This window comes from Pseudomonas sp. MHK4 (assembly GCF_054600775.1).
The window spans coordinates 201,615-215,857 of record NZ_BAAIAK010000006.1 but is presented as its reverse complement, the minus strand read 5'-3'; the positions used below and the strand labels follow the sequence as shown (position 1 = coordinate 215,857).

Annotated in this window: 17 protein-coding genes; all 17 read left to right on the top strand. The window is 58.7% G+C overall.

The features are described 5' to 3' along the window. Window positions 1-81 precede the first annotated feature (81 nt). The 17 genes from ACYP2Q_RS17410 (at window position 82) to ACYP2Q_RS17330 (ending at window position 14,240) form a co-directional block, all read left to right on the top strand. A complete protein-coding gene (locus tag ACYP2Q_RS17410; RefSeq protein ID WP_459731621.1) occupies window positions 82-576 on the top strand; it encodes a terminase small subunit in 495 nt (164 codons plus the stop codon). Next, window positions 577-2,265: a terminase large subunit gene (locus tag ACYP2Q_RS17405; RefSeq protein ID WP_459731620.1), complete on the top strand. Its 1,689-nt coding sequence runs from the start codon at window positions 577-579 to the stop codon at window positions 2,263-2,265. A gap of 150 nt (window positions 2,266-2,415) precedes the next feature. Continuing rightward, window positions 2,416-3,726, top strand: coding sequence for a phage portal protein (locus tag ACYP2Q_RS17400; protein ID WP_459731619.1), 1,311 nt, complete (start codon window positions 2,416-2,418; stop codon window positions 3,724-3,726). Between the two features lie 2 nt (window positions 3,727-3,728). Next, the gene (locus tag ACYP2Q_RS17395; protein WP_459731618.1) at window positions 3,729-4,592 is read left to right on the top strand and encodes a head maturation protease, ClpP-related; all 864 of its coding nucleotides are present in this window, start codon (window positions 3,729-3,731) and stop codon (window positions 4,590-4,592) included. A gap of 69 nt (window positions 4,593-4,661) precedes the next feature. Further along, a complete protein-coding gene (locus ACYP2Q_RS17390) occupies window positions 4,662-5,852 on the top strand; it encodes a phage major capsid protein (RefSeq protein WP_459731617.1) in 1,191 nt (396 codons plus the stop codon). Between the two features lie 54 nt (window positions 5,853-5,906). Next, on the top strand, window positions 5,907-6,242 hold the full coding sequence (locus ACYP2Q_RS17385; protein WP_459731616.1) for a hypothetical protein: 336 nt from the start codon (window positions 5,907-5,909) through the stop codon (window positions 6,240-6,242). Between the two features lies 1 nt (window position 6,243). Further along, a complete protein-coding gene (locus ACYP2Q_RS17380) occupies window positions 6,244-6,585 on the top strand; it encodes a head-tail connector protein (RefSeq protein ID WP_459731615.1) in 342 nt (113 codons plus the stop codon). Next, window positions 6,585-6,917 carry a head-tail adaptor protein gene (locus ACYP2Q_RS17375; RefSeq protein ID WP_459731614.1) on the top strand — a complete coding sequence of 111 codons (333 nt, stop codon included), beginning with the start codon at window positions 6,585-6,587 and terminating at the stop codon, window positions 6,915-6,917. Before ACYP2Q_RS17380 ends, ACYP2Q_RS17375 begins: the two co-directional genes overlap by 1 nt. A gap of 9 nt (window positions 6,918-6,926) precedes the next feature. Beyond that, window positions 6,927-7,094 carry a hypothetical protein gene (locus ACYP2Q_RS17370; RefSeq protein WP_459731613.1) on the top strand — a complete coding sequence of 56 codons (168 nt, stop codon included), beginning with the start codon at window positions 6,927-6,929 and terminating at the stop codon, window positions 7,092-7,094. A gap of 5 nt (window positions 7,095-7,099) precedes the next feature. Then, the gene (locus ACYP2Q_RS17365; protein WP_459731611.1) at window positions 7,100-7,678 is read left to right on the top strand and encodes an HK97-gp10 family putative phage morphogenesis protein; all 579 of its coding nucleotides are present in this window, start codon (window positions 7,100-7,102) and stop codon (window positions 7,676-7,678) included. Next, the gene (locus tag ACYP2Q_RS17360; RefSeq protein ID WP_459731610.1) at window positions 7,671-8,057 is read left to right on the top strand and encodes a DUF3168 domain-containing protein; all 387 of its coding nucleotides are present in this window, start codon (window positions 7,671-7,673) and stop codon (window positions 8,055-8,057) included. Before ACYP2Q_RS17365 ends, ACYP2Q_RS17360 begins: the two co-directional genes overlap by 8 nt. A gap of 53 nt (window positions 8,058-8,110) precedes the next feature. After that, entirely contained in the window at window positions 8,111-8,599 is a 489-nt protein-coding gene (locus ACYP2Q_RS17355) for a hypothetical protein (RefSeq protein WP_008061040.1), read from the top strand. Window positions 8,600-8,639: 40 nt separating this feature from the next. Further along, a complete protein-coding gene (locus ACYP2Q_RS17350; protein WP_459731609.1) occupies window positions 8,640-8,969 on the top strand; it encodes a hypothetical protein in 330 nt (109 codons plus the stop codon). A 285-nt stretch (window positions 8,970-9,254) separates the two neighbouring features. Beyond that, a complete protein-coding gene (locus ACYP2Q_RS17345) occupies window positions 9,255-9,701 on the top strand; it encodes a hypothetical protein (protein WP_459731608.1) in 447 nt (148 codons plus the stop codon). 87 nt (window positions 9,702-9,788) lie between these two features. Beyond that, window positions 9,789-13,037, top strand: a complete 3,249-nt coding sequence (locus tag ACYP2Q_RS17340) for a phage tail tape measure protein (RefSeq protein WP_459731607.1) — start codon at window positions 9,789-9,791, stop codon at window positions 13,035-13,037. A gap of 19 nt (window positions 13,038-13,056) precedes the next feature. Next, window positions 13,057-13,641, top strand: a complete 585-nt coding sequence (locus ACYP2Q_RS17335) for a hypothetical protein (protein WP_459731605.1) — start codon at window positions 13,057-13,059, stop codon at window positions 13,639-13,641. Continuing rightward, window positions 13,641-14,240: a hypothetical protein gene (locus ACYP2Q_RS17330; RefSeq protein ID WP_459731604.1), complete on the top strand. Its 600-nt coding sequence runs from the start codon at window positions 13,641-13,643 to the stop codon at window positions 14,238-14,240. Before ACYP2Q_RS17335 ends, ACYP2Q_RS17330 begins: the two co-directional genes overlap by 1 nt. Window positions 14,241-14,243 lie beyond the last annotated feature (3 nt).

Below are 14,243 nucleotides of genomic sequence, written 5' to 3'. Positions count from 1 at the left end.
TCGAAACCATGGAAGATTTTGCATAGGACACCGCCCCCGACCGCACGGACAGATTTTTTCCCCCACACAGGTTTTTTGTTAATGGCGTTAACAACCAAGCAGCGTGCTTTTGTCGACGCTGTGAGGGGAGGTGCGTCCAACAAAGATGCAGCGATAGCCGCAGGATATGCGGCCTCCAGCGCGTCGGTCGCCGGTTCACGATTGGCCAAACACCCGAATGTCCTCGCCGCATTGGCCTCTTCACCCATTAACAAAAATGTTAAAGCCGGCCCCAAGCCGGTAAATGAAAAACCGCCGGCCGAAAACCTAGCCCGGGGTGATGTCGAATCCTCTTTCGACTTTTCCAAGGCGATGACATTTACCGATCCGAAAGCATTCTTGATCGCGACCATGAACGACTACGACGCGGACGCGAAGCTTCGGGTCGACGCAGCGAAAGCACTCATGCCGTTCATTCATCCGCGTAAAGGTGAAGGCGGCAAAAAGGAAGAAAAGGAAGATGCCGCGAAGAAGGCTGCCAAAGGCAAGTTCGGCGCTGCACCTCCACCCCCAACTCATTTGCGATCGGTGAAATAAGTGAACGAACCCACCTGGGACACAGCGTGCCCAGACTGGGAATCGCGAATCATCAATCGACAATCGCTGGTTCCGTTTCCGCCGCTGTTTCCGGATGAGGCGGCCGAGTGCATGCAGGTCCTTAATGACCTGCGGATTGTCGACGCACCTGGTAGCCCGTTGATTGGCGACTCCTGTGCACCGTGGATCAGTGACCTGGCCGGCGCCATTTTCGGCGCTTACAACTCCAATACTGGCGAGCGGCTGATTCAGGAGTTCTTTCTCCTCATCAGTAAAAAGAACGCAAAGAGCACCATTGCTGCGGCGATCATGCTCACGGTGCTGATCCGTAACTGGCGCCAGTCAGCCGAGTTCATCATCCTGGCCCCGACGATCGAGGTGGCGAACAACGCCTACGCGCCGGCCCGCGACATGGTCAAACACGATGAAGAGCTTTCGGCACTGCTGCATGTGCAGGATCACGTTCGGACGATCACCCATCGTGAGTCCGGGGCGACATTGAAGGTGGTGGCCGCCGATCAAAATACTGTCGGCGGGAAGAAGGCCGCCGTCGTCCTGGTCGATGAGCTTCACCTGTTTGGCAAGAACCCACATGCGGCCAACATGCTGCGCGAAGCCACCGGTGGACTTGCGTCTCGGCCCGAAGGGTTCGTGATCTATCTCACGACGCAGTCTGACCAGCCCCCGGCGGGAGTGTTTCGCGAAAAGCTCCAGTACGCCCGGGGGGTGCGTGACGGCACGATTGTCGATCCGAACTTCCTGCCGGTGATCTACGAGTTTCCGAAAAAGATCCTTGAGGCAGATGATCATCGCAAGCCCGAGAATTTCTACATCACCAACCCGAACATGGGGTACTCGGTTAGCGAGAAATTCCTGATTCGGGAAATGAAAAAGGCGGAGGAGGCCGGTGAGGCGGAGGTGCTGGGCTTTATGTCCAAGCACCTTAACGTCGAGATCGGCCTCGCGTTGCGCTCAGACCGGTGGGCAGGCGCTGATTACTGGGTCGGCGCAGCAGAAAAGAAGCTCACCCTTGATGATGTGATTGCCCGATGCGACGTCATCGACATCGGGATCGATGGCGGTGGTCTGGACGATTTACTGGGTTTCGCTGCGGTGGGCCGGGACAAACGAACCCGAGATTGGTTGGTTTGGACTCACGCTTGGGCGCATCCCTCCGTGCTCGAGCGAAGAAAGGCAGAAGCCCCACGCTTCCATGATTTTGAGAAAGACGGCGACCTGACTCTGTCAAAGCGAATCGGCGATGACGTGCTCGAGGTGGCTGACCTGGTTGAACAGGTGGAAGAGTCGGGCCTGCTGGACAAGGTCGGCGTCGACCCGGTCGGGATTGGCGCGATTTACGACGCGATGATCGAGCGCGAAATCCCTCCGGAAAAGATTGTCGCCATCAGCCAGGGCTGGAAGCTCGGCGGGGCGATCAAGACGGCGGAACGCAAGCTCGCCGAAGGCGGCATGAAGCACGGCGGCCAACCCATGATGGCCTGGTGTGTCAGCAATGCGAAAGTCGAGCCGCGGGCGAACTCCATCCTGATCACCAAGCAAGCCAGTGGCTCGGCCAAGATCGATCCCTTGATGGCTCTATTCAACGCGGTGACCTTGATTTCTCTGAACCCCGAAGGCCGGGGCAACGATGACTTCATGGCCGCCATTAGGAACCCGATCATCGTATGAACCCATTGCACGTATTCATTCTGCTCGCGCTGTGCGGGTTCGGTTCGGTCGTTGCAGGCGTTTACGTTCTGCAAGGCTTGGGCTGGGCGCTAATCGCCGGAGGCGTTGCGTTACTTCTGCTCGCTGGATTTGTGCGCAAGGGGCTGATCAGTGACTAAATCATTATCGGCCGTGCTGGGCCGCGCGGCCCGCAAGCCGAGCGCATCGCTGGGACACACCCTGAACGAATGGATCGGTCGGCAGATCGGCTTGGGCGACGGCGGCTTCTGGGGGCAGTTCCTTGGTGGCGAATCCAGCTCGGGCAAGAACGTTACGGTCGACAACGCTATGCAGCTCTCGGCGGTTTGGTCTTGCGTCAGGATCATCTCGACGTCGGTGGCCGGCCTGCCGATGGGTGTGTATCGACGCGAAGCTGACGGTGGACGCAAGGATGCCCGGGACTTTGGCCTCTATGACATCGTGCACACAAGCCCCAACGAGGACATGACGGCGTTTCAATTCTGGCAGGCGATGGTTGCCGCCATGCTTCTACGCGGGAATGCATTTGCGGAAATCTTGCGCATAGGTAATCGAGTTGTCGCCTTAGATTTCCTGCTACCGAGCCGTGTCGATTTGGAATTGGATGCGGATGGCAGGATCACCTATTGGTACCGCCCGAAAAAAGGTGCCCGGCGCCAGATCCAGCGTTCGAACATGTTGCATATCCCGGCGTTTAGCCTAGACGGGCGTGTTGGCCTTTCGGCCATCCGCTACGGCGCTGATGTTTTCGGCGCTGCAATGTCCGCGGATGATGCCGCGAATGGAACGTTCAAGAACGGGTTGCTTCCCGCGGTGGCGTTTAAGGTTGATCGCGTGCTCAAGCCAGAGCAGCGAGAAGAGTTTCGCGATTATGTAAAGCAGGTGTCGGGGGCTTTGAATGCTGGGCGATCGCCAGTGCTTGAGCAGGGCATCACGCCAGAATCCATCGGGATTAATCCCGTGGATGCTCAGTTGCTCGAGTCCAGGGGTTACAGCGTTGAAGAGGTGTGCCGCTGGTTCGGCGTTCCGCCATGGATGGTGGGAAAAACGGATGCGGGCAGTAATTGGGGTACCGGGCTTGAGCAGCAGATGATTGCCTTCCTGACCTTTAGTATCAGTTCGATTACCAACCAGATTCAGCAGTGCGTTAACAAGCGATTGTTGACTCCGGCGGATCGCGTTTCGTACTACGCCGAATTTTCGCTTGAGGCATTCCTGAAAGCCGACACCGCCGGGCGTTCAGCCTGGTATAGCCAGATGACCCAGAACGGCATCATGACTCGTGACGAGTGCAGGGTAAAAGAGAACCTGCCCCGACACGGCGGCAATGCAGGCGTGCTAACAGTTCAAACAAACTTGACCCCCATCGACAAGCTGGGCGAATCCACCGATGGCCAGGCCGCACAAACAGCCTTGAAAAGCTGGCTCGGCCATAAGGAGTAACCATGGCACTGAATATCAATGCTCGCAGTTTCAACTGCGAGCTGAGCCCGCGCGCGCTCGATCTATGGAACCCGGATCTGCGCGCGGCGCTGGAGGCCGGTACCGACACCATTACCATGTACGGCATTATTGGTGAGGACTGGTACGGCGAGGGCGTCACCCTCAAGCGCGTCGACGCAGCGCTGCGGGCCATTGGTGATAAGCCGGTCACCGTTTATATCAACTCGCCAGGTGGCGACATGTTCGAAGGCATCGCGATTTACAACCGCCTGATCGAGCATTCGCAAGAGGTCACCATCAAGGTGCTAGGCCTGGCCGCTTCGGCGGCATCCGTTATTGCCATGGCAGGCGCCAAACGCGAAGTTGCCAAGACCGCATTCCTGATGATCCACAACTGCTGGACGTACTTCGCTGGCAACCGGCACGCCATCCGCGAACTGGCCGACACCATGGAGGAGTTCGATCGCGCCATGATCAGCTTGTACGCAGACACCAGCGGGCAAAATGAAGCTGCGGTAGAGAAAATGCTCGACGCCGAGACCTACATGAACGGATCGAACGCCGTCGAGAAGGGATTCGCTACCGGTCTTATTTCCGCAACCGAGGTTGAGCAAACGCCAAGCGAAGAGGGGGCGCAGGCCCATTCAGCGCGCAAGCTTGACGCGGCACTGGCGAAGTCCGGCATGCCTCGCAGCGAACGGCGAAAGCTCATTTCCGAAATCAAGACCAGCACGTCTAGCACTGCTGGCGGCGACACGCTTCGCGCTGTCGTGCCGGGCATGCCCAGCGCTGTCCTTGATGTATCCGCGTTTGAAGAAACCGCAAACCAGGCGTCAGCGCTTCGAAGTTTGTTCCCGAGCCGCTGAGCGGCTGTAACCGCACCCGATTACCTACCGCCCCTGTGGCGGTTTTTTCATTTCTGAAAGGACCAAAAAATGCCAGCTCCGGATTATGCTCAAATCGAAGCCTCCCAGAAGCAAACCCAGGCCGACCTAAAAGCTGTTGGCGATCAAATCAAAACCTATGCTGAGCGCACCGAGAAGGAAATCAAAGCTTCCGGTGAGATGCAGGCGGAAACCCGTGGCAAGGTGGATGAGCTGCTGCTCAAGCAAGGCGAGCTGCAAGCCCGTGTGCAGGAGGCCGAGCAGAAGCTGGTCAATGCTGGCAAGCTGCACGAGCCAGAAGTGCAGCAATCTGCTGGTCACCTGGTGGCCGCCAAGATGACCGAAGAGGGCGTGACCAGTTCGTTTCGCGGCTCGCGTCGAGTCGAGGTTCCGCGCGCCGCCATCACCACTGCCACCGGCGGCGCCCTGGTCGCCCCTGACCGCGTCGGCGTGATTATTGCCCCTCAGCGCCGCCTGACTATTCGCGACTTGGTCGCGCCGGGTACCACTGGCAGCAACGCTGTCGAGTACGTCCGGGAGACCGGCTTTACCAACAACGCGGCGATCGTCGGCGAAGGCTTGGCCAAGCCATACAGCGATCTGACCTTCGGGCTGGAGAACGCGAACGTTCGCACCATTGCTCACCTGTTCAAAGGTAGCCGCCAGATTCTGGACGATGCCGCCGCACTGCAAAGCTACATTGACGCACGTGCGCGTTACGGGCTGCTGCTGGCCGAAGAAGCCCAGTTGCTGTATGGCAACGGTACCGGCAACAACCTGAACGGCATCATTCCCCAAGCTCAAGCGTACGCCGCGCCGGCCGGAATCACCGTGGCCGCCGAGCAGCGCATCGACCGCATTCGCCTGGCGCTGCTGCAGGCGACATTGGCTGAGTTCCCATCGACCGGCGTGGTTCTTAACCCGATCGACTGGGCTGCGATCGAACTCCTGAAGGACGGCGATGGTCGCTACATCATCGGCAAGCCTCAGGACGGCACCGCACCTCGCCTATGGAACCTGCCGGTTGTTGAAACTCAGGCCATCGTCCAAGACCAGTTCCTGGTCGGCGCCTTCAGCCTTGCCGCGCAGATCTTCGACCGCATGGGCATCGAGGTGCTCATCTCGACCGAGAACGACAAGGACTTCGAAAACAACATGGTCACCATCCGTGCAGAAGAACGCTTGGCGTTCGCCGTGTACCGACCTGAAGCGTTCGTTACTGGCGACCTGACTGCCGCTTAATCCCCAATTAAAAGGCCACCGCTCGGTGGCCTTGCTCGTTTAGGAGAGATCGATATGGCGCGTAATACTTCAAGCTCGCCTGCGGAAAATGACAATGTCACTGATACGTCTGTGGCTGCATCTGCCGCTGGCGGAGCGGCTACTGACAATGCAGGGCAGGTTATCCCCGGCGACTCTACTGCCATGGGTATCGCCGCGCTCGATGTGCGTGCGATCACCGCTACAAGCGTACAAGCGTCGGACAACTCGATCATGATTTACCCGCTGCGCAGCTACCTGGACGGCAAAGAAATCCGCCGCCGGGGTGGTGCCGGTTATCTTTCGCCGAAGCATGACGCGACCTCGCTGATCGCTGCCGGCCTCGCGACTGACAAAGATCCAAAGGCCTGATATGAGCGCCATATCGACCGATGAAGCAATGCAGCATTTACGTGCGGAGGAAGACGATCGTGCGTATGTGGAGTTGCTTCTGGCGGCAGCCGAAGACAGCGCGGCACAGTTTCTGAACCGACGCTTTTATTCGGATGAACTGTCGCTTGCTGCAGCCGTGTCGGATGGCTCTGCTGGCAGCAAGCCAATTGTCATTAACCCATCCATTAGCGCGGCGTGCCTGCTGATAGCCGGCAGTCTCTACGCGAACCGGGAAGATGTCGTCGTCGGTACGATTTCTTCCGAGCTACCCATGGGGTCACGATCGTTGTTAACGCCATATCGTATTGGCTGGGGGGTGTAGTGAGAGCAGGATCCTTGCGTCATCGCTGTGCCATGCAAAAGCCGGTGCGCGTTAAGAACTCATCTGCCGGCTTCGAGGTCACTTGGGCAGAAGTCGGCAAGCTTTGGGCTGATATCGCGCTGCCCACCGGACGCATCGCCCCTGTTGCTGAGCAATTGAAGGCGACTGTGTCAGCTGAAATTCGCATCCGGCCCCGCGCGGATGCAGTCGCCGGAAATCGCCTGGTGCATGTGGTCGGCGGTATCGCCATGACCTACCTCATCGAGGCGGTGTTGCCGGATAACGCCCGCTCGATGCTTCGGCTCCTCTGTTCAAACGTCCCCAATCCTTAGAGGTGAACCATGAAAGTAATTGCATTGGGCAACCTGTCCGGCGCCACTGGCGAAAAATTTAAAGGCGAGGAGTTCACTGTCGATGCCAAGACAGGTGCCGAACTGGTCAATCGCGGGCTTGTTCGCGAAGCAGTCGAGTCGCCGGTGGCCAAAAAGACCGAAGCAGCAAAGGAGTAATGGTCATGGCTGCTCGCCGCTCGCGCATGTCCGGTGACTTCAAGTTGCGGCGCACATTGCGCAACATTCACTTGAAGATGGATAACGAATTGGTCCCGGCGATGCAGGAGTCAGCGGACCAAATCCTCACCACCATGCGGCAGTTGGTGCCGAAAGATACCGGCACCGCTGCGTCTGCTTTGAGAACCTTCGTTTCCAAAAGTGGCCTGGATGCGCAGATCGGCATCCGAGGTAAAAAGGACATGCGGCGGTTTTTCTATTTGCGCTTTCTTGAGTACGGCACCAAGGGTTACAGCGGCGCGCTTTATCGACGGGCTGATGCCAACGCCGTCGGCGGTGAGCACACCAACAACCGGGATAAGTCGCAACTCAAGGGGCGCCGCAATGCCCTGAACCAGCGGCCTACCAAGAACAAAAGTGATGGTGGTCACTTTTACGGCAATTACCCGGATATACCGGCTCGGCCCGCACACCCATGGCTACGACCTGCAATGGCCGTGAATCGGGAATTTGTCCTGGCCAATATCCGTGCCGCCGTGGCCAGGACATTGAGCAAAGCGAGTGAGGGCATTACCGATGGCTGATCCGTCTGTTGCACTGCAGGAAGCGCTGGTCGCGCGACTGGAAGCTGAGGTTTCGTGTCCTGTGTACGACGGTGCTCCGATGGATACGCCGATGCCTTACATTTCGTTTGATCGCGAAGTCTCGGTGAATACTCGGCCCATCTCCGGCCGTAAGCGCGAAACCCGGATGCTCTACCTGTCGGTTTGGTCTGATGCTCACGGCCAGGCGGAAGTGAAGCGGATCAACGGCGAGATCGTCGCAGCCTTGGACGAGCGCCGTTTACCGTTGACGGTTGGCCGGGTTGTCTCCGTAAGGGTTGAGCAGGCCGACGCTCAGCGCGATGCGGATGGTGTCACCTATCAAGGTTCGATCGCTGTTCGCGTTATCACCACTCATTAATTTAAATCCGGCCGCCTCGCGGCTTTATCCAATGTGCCTTTGGAGGAACCCCCATGGCCGATGACAACCTCAATACCGCCGCCGGCTGCCGATTCTCGATCGGCAGCAAGAACGGCGCCGATACCGAAGCGCTCTACAAGGCGGACACCTATGTCGAAGTCGGCGAGATCGAAGACCTGGGCGAATTCGGCGACACTTTCAGCTCCGTGAACTTCACGTCCCTACGGGATGGTCGTGTTCGCAAATACAAGGGTACCGCCGATGCGGGCGACCTGACGCTGACCGTGGGCCTGGACAACGGCGACCTGGGCCAAGCCAAGCTTAAAGTTGCCCACAAGGATCGCAGCAAAGGTGACTACAACATCAAAGTCACCCTGAACGACGGCGATCCTGATGCAACCCCGGCCATTCTTCCGACCACGTTCTACATGCGTGGCAAGGTCATGAACAACACCGTCGCTGCCGGTGCCGCTGACAACGTGGTGCGCCGCAATGTCACCATCGGCATCAACTCCGACATCCTTGAAATCCTCCCGACATGACCGGTGGGGCTCCGGCCCCAACCTTCCAAGGAATTGATCCATGAGCAAAACCCTGCACGGTACGACCACCATCACCCTGGGAGATGAGAGCTATGAACTGCTGCCAACGTTGGCCGCTGTTCGCGCGATCGAAGCGCGCTTTGGCGGATTGCGGGGCGCAGCCCAGGCCATCACGTCGCTTAGCGTTGAGGGCTGCGCTGCAATCATTGCTGCTGGTGCTGGCCTCGCTGGAAAGCACGCTGAAGCGGTCGAGGAACAAGTGTGGCAGGCGGGTGTGGTTGAAGTATCTGTTCAGCTGAACAGTTACCTGGCGGCGCTGTATAACCCACGGGGTACAGTGCCGGGAAAGGAGAAGACGGCGAAGGAGTAAGCGCTGTCGAGGACGGCAGCTACGTCGACCGGATGTACGCGGTGGCCACGGGCTGGCTGGGGTGGTCGCCCGAAACTGCGTGGCGTACGCCGCTCCCCGAGTTGTTCCTAGCGATGGACGCGCGGATCGAGTGGGCACAGATGACCAACCCCTTTGGCGGAAAGCAGTCCGGTCCGAAGGAAAAGCCAAAGCCGTCGACCGTTGCGGCCAAGCTGCGGCAGGCGTTCACCGGACGCGAATCGAAATAATTGATAGAGTTGAGGCCCGCTCAAAGAGGAATTGAACGTGCTGAAATTTTTAACCGTGACGGTTGCGTTAATTGTGACCGCCGGCTGCGCCACCAGTCCAGTGCCTCCAAACGAGGCAGATCCGGTACCAGCCGACTCCCTCTACGGAATGCAGCGATCTACCAGTCCTGATGATGCGCGAATCGTGTTTACTAGAGATAGCGGCGCTTCATGCATGCTCTATGACTTGCATCTTCACATCGACGGAGAGAAGGTTGCATCGGTTGGAACGTCAGAGACAGCTACTTTTTATCACCGTCCCGGCCCGGTAATGCTTGGAATCAAGAGCAACAGCATGTGTGGAGGTGGCGGTTTACAGGAGCTCGCATTGGACTTGAAACCGGGCTACTCCTATCAAGTCAGGGGTTACAGAGGGATGATGGGTGACCCTGGGCTGTCGCTCTCCGGTCGACCACCTTATTTGTATAAATCTGGCGGCAAATGATGCCGCGTTCTGCCAGATGATTGGCCAAAATTAGAAGACAGCGAAGAGCCCGGACTGCGCCGGGCTTTTTTGTGCCAGGAGAAAACCATGGCAGACACAGATGTGCAGGGGATGCTGGTTCGCATTGAGGCAACTACTGCACAGTTGCGTCAAGAGATGGCGCGGGCTGACTCCAGCGTGGCCCAGGCGTCCGGCAAAATCGATAAGAGCCTGGGGCAAGTAGACGAAGCCTTTGATCGTGCTGGTGAAAGCGCCGAAAGCGCCGCTGGATTGATCAAGAACGCCCTTGGCGCGGCAATTGGCGTCGCAGCCATCGGCAGGATTGTAGAAGCGGCAGACTCCTACGGACAGATGTCCGACCGCATCGGCATGGCTACCAGCAGTGTCGGCGAATACGACCTGGTGCAGCAGCGCTTGCTGGAGACCGCGAAGCGCACCTATCGCCCGTTGAGTGAAGCGCAAGAGCTATACATCCGGACCGCTGACAGCTTGAAGTCGATGGGCTACAACACCGGCCAGGCGCTGGATGTGATGGACAGCTTCAGCTTCCTGCTGGTGACCAATTCGGCGACGGCAGACAAGGCCAGCTCAGCCATCGACGCCTATTCGCAAGCGCTGCAAACCGGCAAGGTCGAAGCTGACGGCTGGCAGTCGATTCTCGCAGCCATGCCGACAGTGGTCGACACGATTGCAAAGTCCACAGGGAAAACAGCCGAAGAGATCCGCAGCCTTGGGGCACAGGGTAAGCTCAGCCTGGATATTCTGACCGAAGGCCTGCAGAAGTCCGCAGAGGCAAATGGAATATTGGCGGACAGCATGAGCATCGCAGTTCGCGATGCGGTGCAGAACCTCTCGAACGCATTCACCGTCTACATGGGCAGGCTGAACGAGACAGCTGATTTCACAGGCGTCTTGGGCAGGGGGATTAGTGCCCTAGGCAACAACTTCGAAACCTTGGCAGATATTGCCATTGTTTCGGCTATCGCTGCCTTGACCCGGTACGGGGTGAGTTCCGCGAATACCGCCGCCGTGGCGACGTATGCCGCATTTAAAGATGCTGCCGCACGAAAGGCGCAAGCCGCGGCTGTTCTGCTCGCCGCTGAGGCCGAGCAGCAGAAGGCCCGGACCTCGGTGGTTCTGGCCGAAAGAGAGGCCGTCGCGGCGCGTGGCACAGCGGTACAGACTCAAATGTCGATCCAGTTGGCCGAGGCCAGGATGGTGGAGGCGCGTGCAACGAGCGCCGTAGCTGTCGCTCAGGCCGGATTGAGTCGTACCAGCGGCGTGATTATGGGCGTCCTTGGCGGGCCGTTAGGAATTGCAGCGCTCGCCATTGGTGCGGCCACGGCATTTCTGACGTTGCGTGATAACACCAGCGTGCTGGAGGATAAGCTCGGTGATCTCGCCGACCCTATCGATAAGCTGATCGAGCGCTTCGGTGCGCTGAATCGGGCCACTCAATCGGTCACGCTTCGCCAGTTGAAGTCGGAAATCGACGACATGCAATCTCGCCTCGGGCAGAAAGCCGGGGCTATCGCTGACCAGTTCGAGAATGATCTCCGGAACATCGGTGCTGCCGGCGCCGATGGTCTAATGACAGGGCTGGCACCGCTGCCGGCGGAGGCGCAGAGCGCACTGGAACTGGTGCGCAAAGCTTCCAAAGATCAGGCGACCGGTATGACTGTCGACTGGAAGGCCGTCGCTGACCAGCTCCGTGTTATGCCTGGTGTCACTGAGTCGATGGCGCAGGCCATTGAGGAAAGCCAACGCCCCGTCACCGAGCTATCTGCGGAGCTTGATAAACAACGAGCGACCTTTGCGGCCCTGACCGGCGAGACTGACGAAAATACGCGTGCAGAGCGCGGAAACGCAGCCGCCAAAGCGAAAGCGGCGGGTGTCGGCCAGGCATACCTCGATCAACTGCAGAAGCAACTCGGCGCCGCTCAGGACAAAACCAGCCTGGATGCCGCAAACCGATTCATTGAGGAAAACACTGACCTCACGGAAGGCATGATCGTCGCCATCCGTTCGGCTGCTGCTGCCAAAGACGCCCAGAAAGCGGCGGATGATGCCGCAACCAAGGCCTCAAAGAAGAACGCCAGCGAAGGCGAGTCAGCCGCCAAGCAGCAACTCAAGTCGTTTGAGTCGACTGAGGAAAGCTACAAACGTCAGATCGAGCTGATCAACACCACTGGCGAAAAGCAGAAGGATGCCACCGAGGTGGCGAAGCTCTCCTTCGAGCTGCAGGAAGGCAAACTCGGCAAGCTGACCGAGGAGCAGAAAAAACGCCTGCTGGGCATGGCCGCCGAGCTCGACGCGCTGAATAAGATCAAGAAGGCCAATGAAGACGACCTGAAGCTGACGGCCTTCAAGGCGGCGCAGGCCACTGGTACGCAGACCACACAGGACGGTTTCGATCAGGAATTGGCCGGCATCGGCATGGGCGACAAGGCCCGCGACCGGATGCGTGCGGATCTGGCGCTTCGACAAAAGTACGCGGCTGACTTGGCCAGCTTGAACGAACAACGCAACACCGGACAGATTTCGCCAGAGCTCTATGCCAGCGAGACGAAAGTTCTGCAGGATGAGCTCGGCAAGCGGCTGGCTGCCCAACAGACCTACTTCAGCCAGGTGGATGCCGCCCAGTCCGACTGGTCAAACGGTGCGTCGGATGCACTGCAGGACTACGTTGACCAGGCTGCTGATGTTGCCGGCCAAACCAAGCAAATGTTCACCAGTGCCTTTAGTGGGCTGGAGGATGGCATCGTCGACTTCGTTAAAACGGGGAAGCTGTCCTTTAAGGATATGGCTGACTCGATTATCGAGGACTTGATTCGAATTCAGGTTCGGCAAGCCGCTGCCGGTTTCCTCAGCAGTGCATTCAGCGCATTCACGGGCTGGGGGGCTGGCAGCGGAACCATGACCGGCTTCAGCGAAGGCGCGATGGTGGCCAACGCCAAAGGTGGTGTCTACAGCTCTGCGAGCCTGTCATCGTATTCTGGCGGTGTCTACGACACACCGCAGACCTTCGCCTTCGCCAAGGGCGCCGGCATCTTCGCGGAAGCCGGCCCCGAGGCAATCATGCCGCTCACTCGGGCGGCTGATGGGTCGCTCGGCGTTCGGGCCATTGGTGGATCAGAGGCGTCAGCAGCTGAATCCGCTGCAATAGTGTCCGTTGGCGGAATCACGCAGCACATCACCGTACAGGGCAATGCTGACGAAGCCACGCTCGCCCGTATCCAGGAGGCGGCGCGACGTGGTGCCGAAGGCGGCTACCAGATGGTGCTCAAGGACCTCAAACAAAACGGCCCCGCCCGTCAGCTAATCAATCGCCGGTAAACGGCTGTAGGAGTACTTCATGGCTATCGCTTGGCCGGCTGCGTTGTGGCCGTCGCAAATGACCTGGGGCATGGTCTACAACAACCGGGCCTTCACGTCGACGCTGTCCAACGCCCAGCAGATCATGGGCTATCCGGGGGCCTACTGGTTGTGCACGCTCAGCTTTGATGGCCTGTTTGATGAGGACGAGCGCGAAGTAACGGCGCTGCTGGGCCGCCTTCAGGGCATGTTTGGGACGGTGAATATTCCTGCCTTCACGCGTACCAGGTCCGACAACATTGGCGCACCGGTGGTGGCCACAGCAAATGCCCAAGCCACCAACATGATCTTGGGTGGGGTGACGCCGAACCAGAAGGTCTTTTCTTTTGGCGACTACATCTCCATCGCCGGTGAGATGTTTGAGGTGGTGGACGACGCCGCATCGAACGTTCAGGGACGGGTTCAGGTGTTTCTCAACAAACGGATTCGCCGGGCTATCACGCCCGGGGCTGCCGTGGAGTATCGCAACCCCTATTCCGAGATGCGCCGAGTGGATGACACCAATCAGCTGACTGTTCAGCCCGTCGTGGCCAACGGCAGCTTTCAGTTTCGAGAGGCTTTCTGATGCCGTCAGCATTCCCATTCAGCCAGAGCGTGGTGAACATCATCGCCACCGGCAAGTTCATGCCCGTCTATGCCGTGCAGTTGGACTTTGTCGACGGCATGGTCTTCGCACATACCGGTACCGGCGATCTCGTCATCGACGGCATTACCTATCTGGGAGTCGGCAATTTCGGCGAGGTGAGTCAGTCCCAGGAAAGCGACAACTCAAGCTCGCCGATGTCGGTTGAGCTGACGTTGAGCGGCCTCGATGCGTACATCCTGTCCGAGACCAATGTGCGCGGTTGTCGCGGGCGGTTGGCCAAGGTGATATTCGTGGTGTTCGACGAGAACGGCACCTATGCCGCTGACATCCTTTTCTCGGGGCGCATGGATGCCGCCAAGTTTTCCTTTGCTGGTAATGGTCCGGAAGGCAACAGCATCGCCGTTCCGGTGATCGACCGTATGGCCGAGTGGAGCCGTACCGGTACCGAGCGGTTCACCGACGAAAACCACCGTGCGCGTCATGACGGCGACCGCTTCTTTTACGCCATCGCCCAGATGTCCGAGTGGCCCATTTACTGGGGGTCGAAGAAGGACGCACCGACATTCACCTATGAGTAGACA

What these genes read in the sequence shown, in the direction of transcription:
- ACYP2Q_RS17410 (WP_459731621.1), top strand. Translation starts at nt 82, where the DNA reads ATGGCGTTAACAACCAAGCAGCGTGCTTTTGTCGACGCTGTGAGGGGA.
- ACYP2Q_RS17395 (WP_459731618.1), top strand. Translation starts at nt 3,729, where the DNA reads ATGGCACTGAATATCAATGCTCGCAGTTTCAACTGCGAGCTGAGCCCG.
- ACYP2Q_RS17390 (WP_459731617.1), top strand. Translation starts at nt 4,662, where the DNA reads ATGCCAGCTCCGGATTATGCTCAAATCGAAGCCTCCCAGAAGCAAACC.
- ACYP2Q_RS17385 (WP_459731616.1), top strand. Translation starts at nt 5,907, where the DNA reads ATGGCGCGTAATACTTCAAGCTCGCCTGCGGAAAATGACAATGTCACT.
- ACYP2Q_RS17380 (WP_459731615.1), top strand. Translation starts at nt 6,244, where the DNA reads ATGAGCGCCATATCGACCGATGAAGCAATGCAGCATTTACGTGCGGAG.
- ACYP2Q_RS17370 (WP_459731613.1), top strand. Translation starts at nt 6,927, where the DNA reads ATGAAAGTAATTGCATTGGGCAACCTGTCCGGCGCCACTGGCGAAAAA.
- ACYP2Q_RS17365 (WP_459731611.1), top strand. Translation starts at nt 7,100, where the DNA reads ATGGCTGCTCGCCGCTCGCGCATGTCCGGTGACTTCAAGTTGCGGCGC.
- ACYP2Q_RS17360 (WP_459731610.1), top strand. Translation starts at nt 7,671, where the DNA reads ATGGCTGATCCGTCTGTTGCACTGCAGGAAGCGCTGGTCGCGCGACTG.
- ACYP2Q_RS17355 (WP_008061040.1), top strand. Translation starts at nt 8,111, where the DNA reads ATGGCCGATGACAACCTCAATACCGCCGCCGGCTGCCGATTCTCGATC.
- ACYP2Q_RS17350 (WP_459731609.1), top strand. Translation starts at nt 8,640, where the DNA reads ATGAGCAAAACCCTGCACGGTACGACCACCATCACCCTGGGAGATGAG.
- ACYP2Q_RS17340 (WP_459731607.1), top strand. Translation starts at nt 9,789, where the DNA reads ATGGCAGACACAGATGTGCAGGGGATGCTGGTTCGCATTGAGGCAACT.
- ACYP2Q_RS17335 (WP_459731605.1), top strand. Translation starts at nt 13,057, where the DNA reads ATGGCTATCGCTTGGCCGGCTGCGTTGTGGCCGTCGCAAATGACCTGG.
- ACYP2Q_RS17330 (WP_459731604.1), top strand. Translation starts at nt 13,641, where the DNA reads ATGCCGTCAGCATTCCCATTCAGCCAGAGCGTGGTGAACATCATCGCC.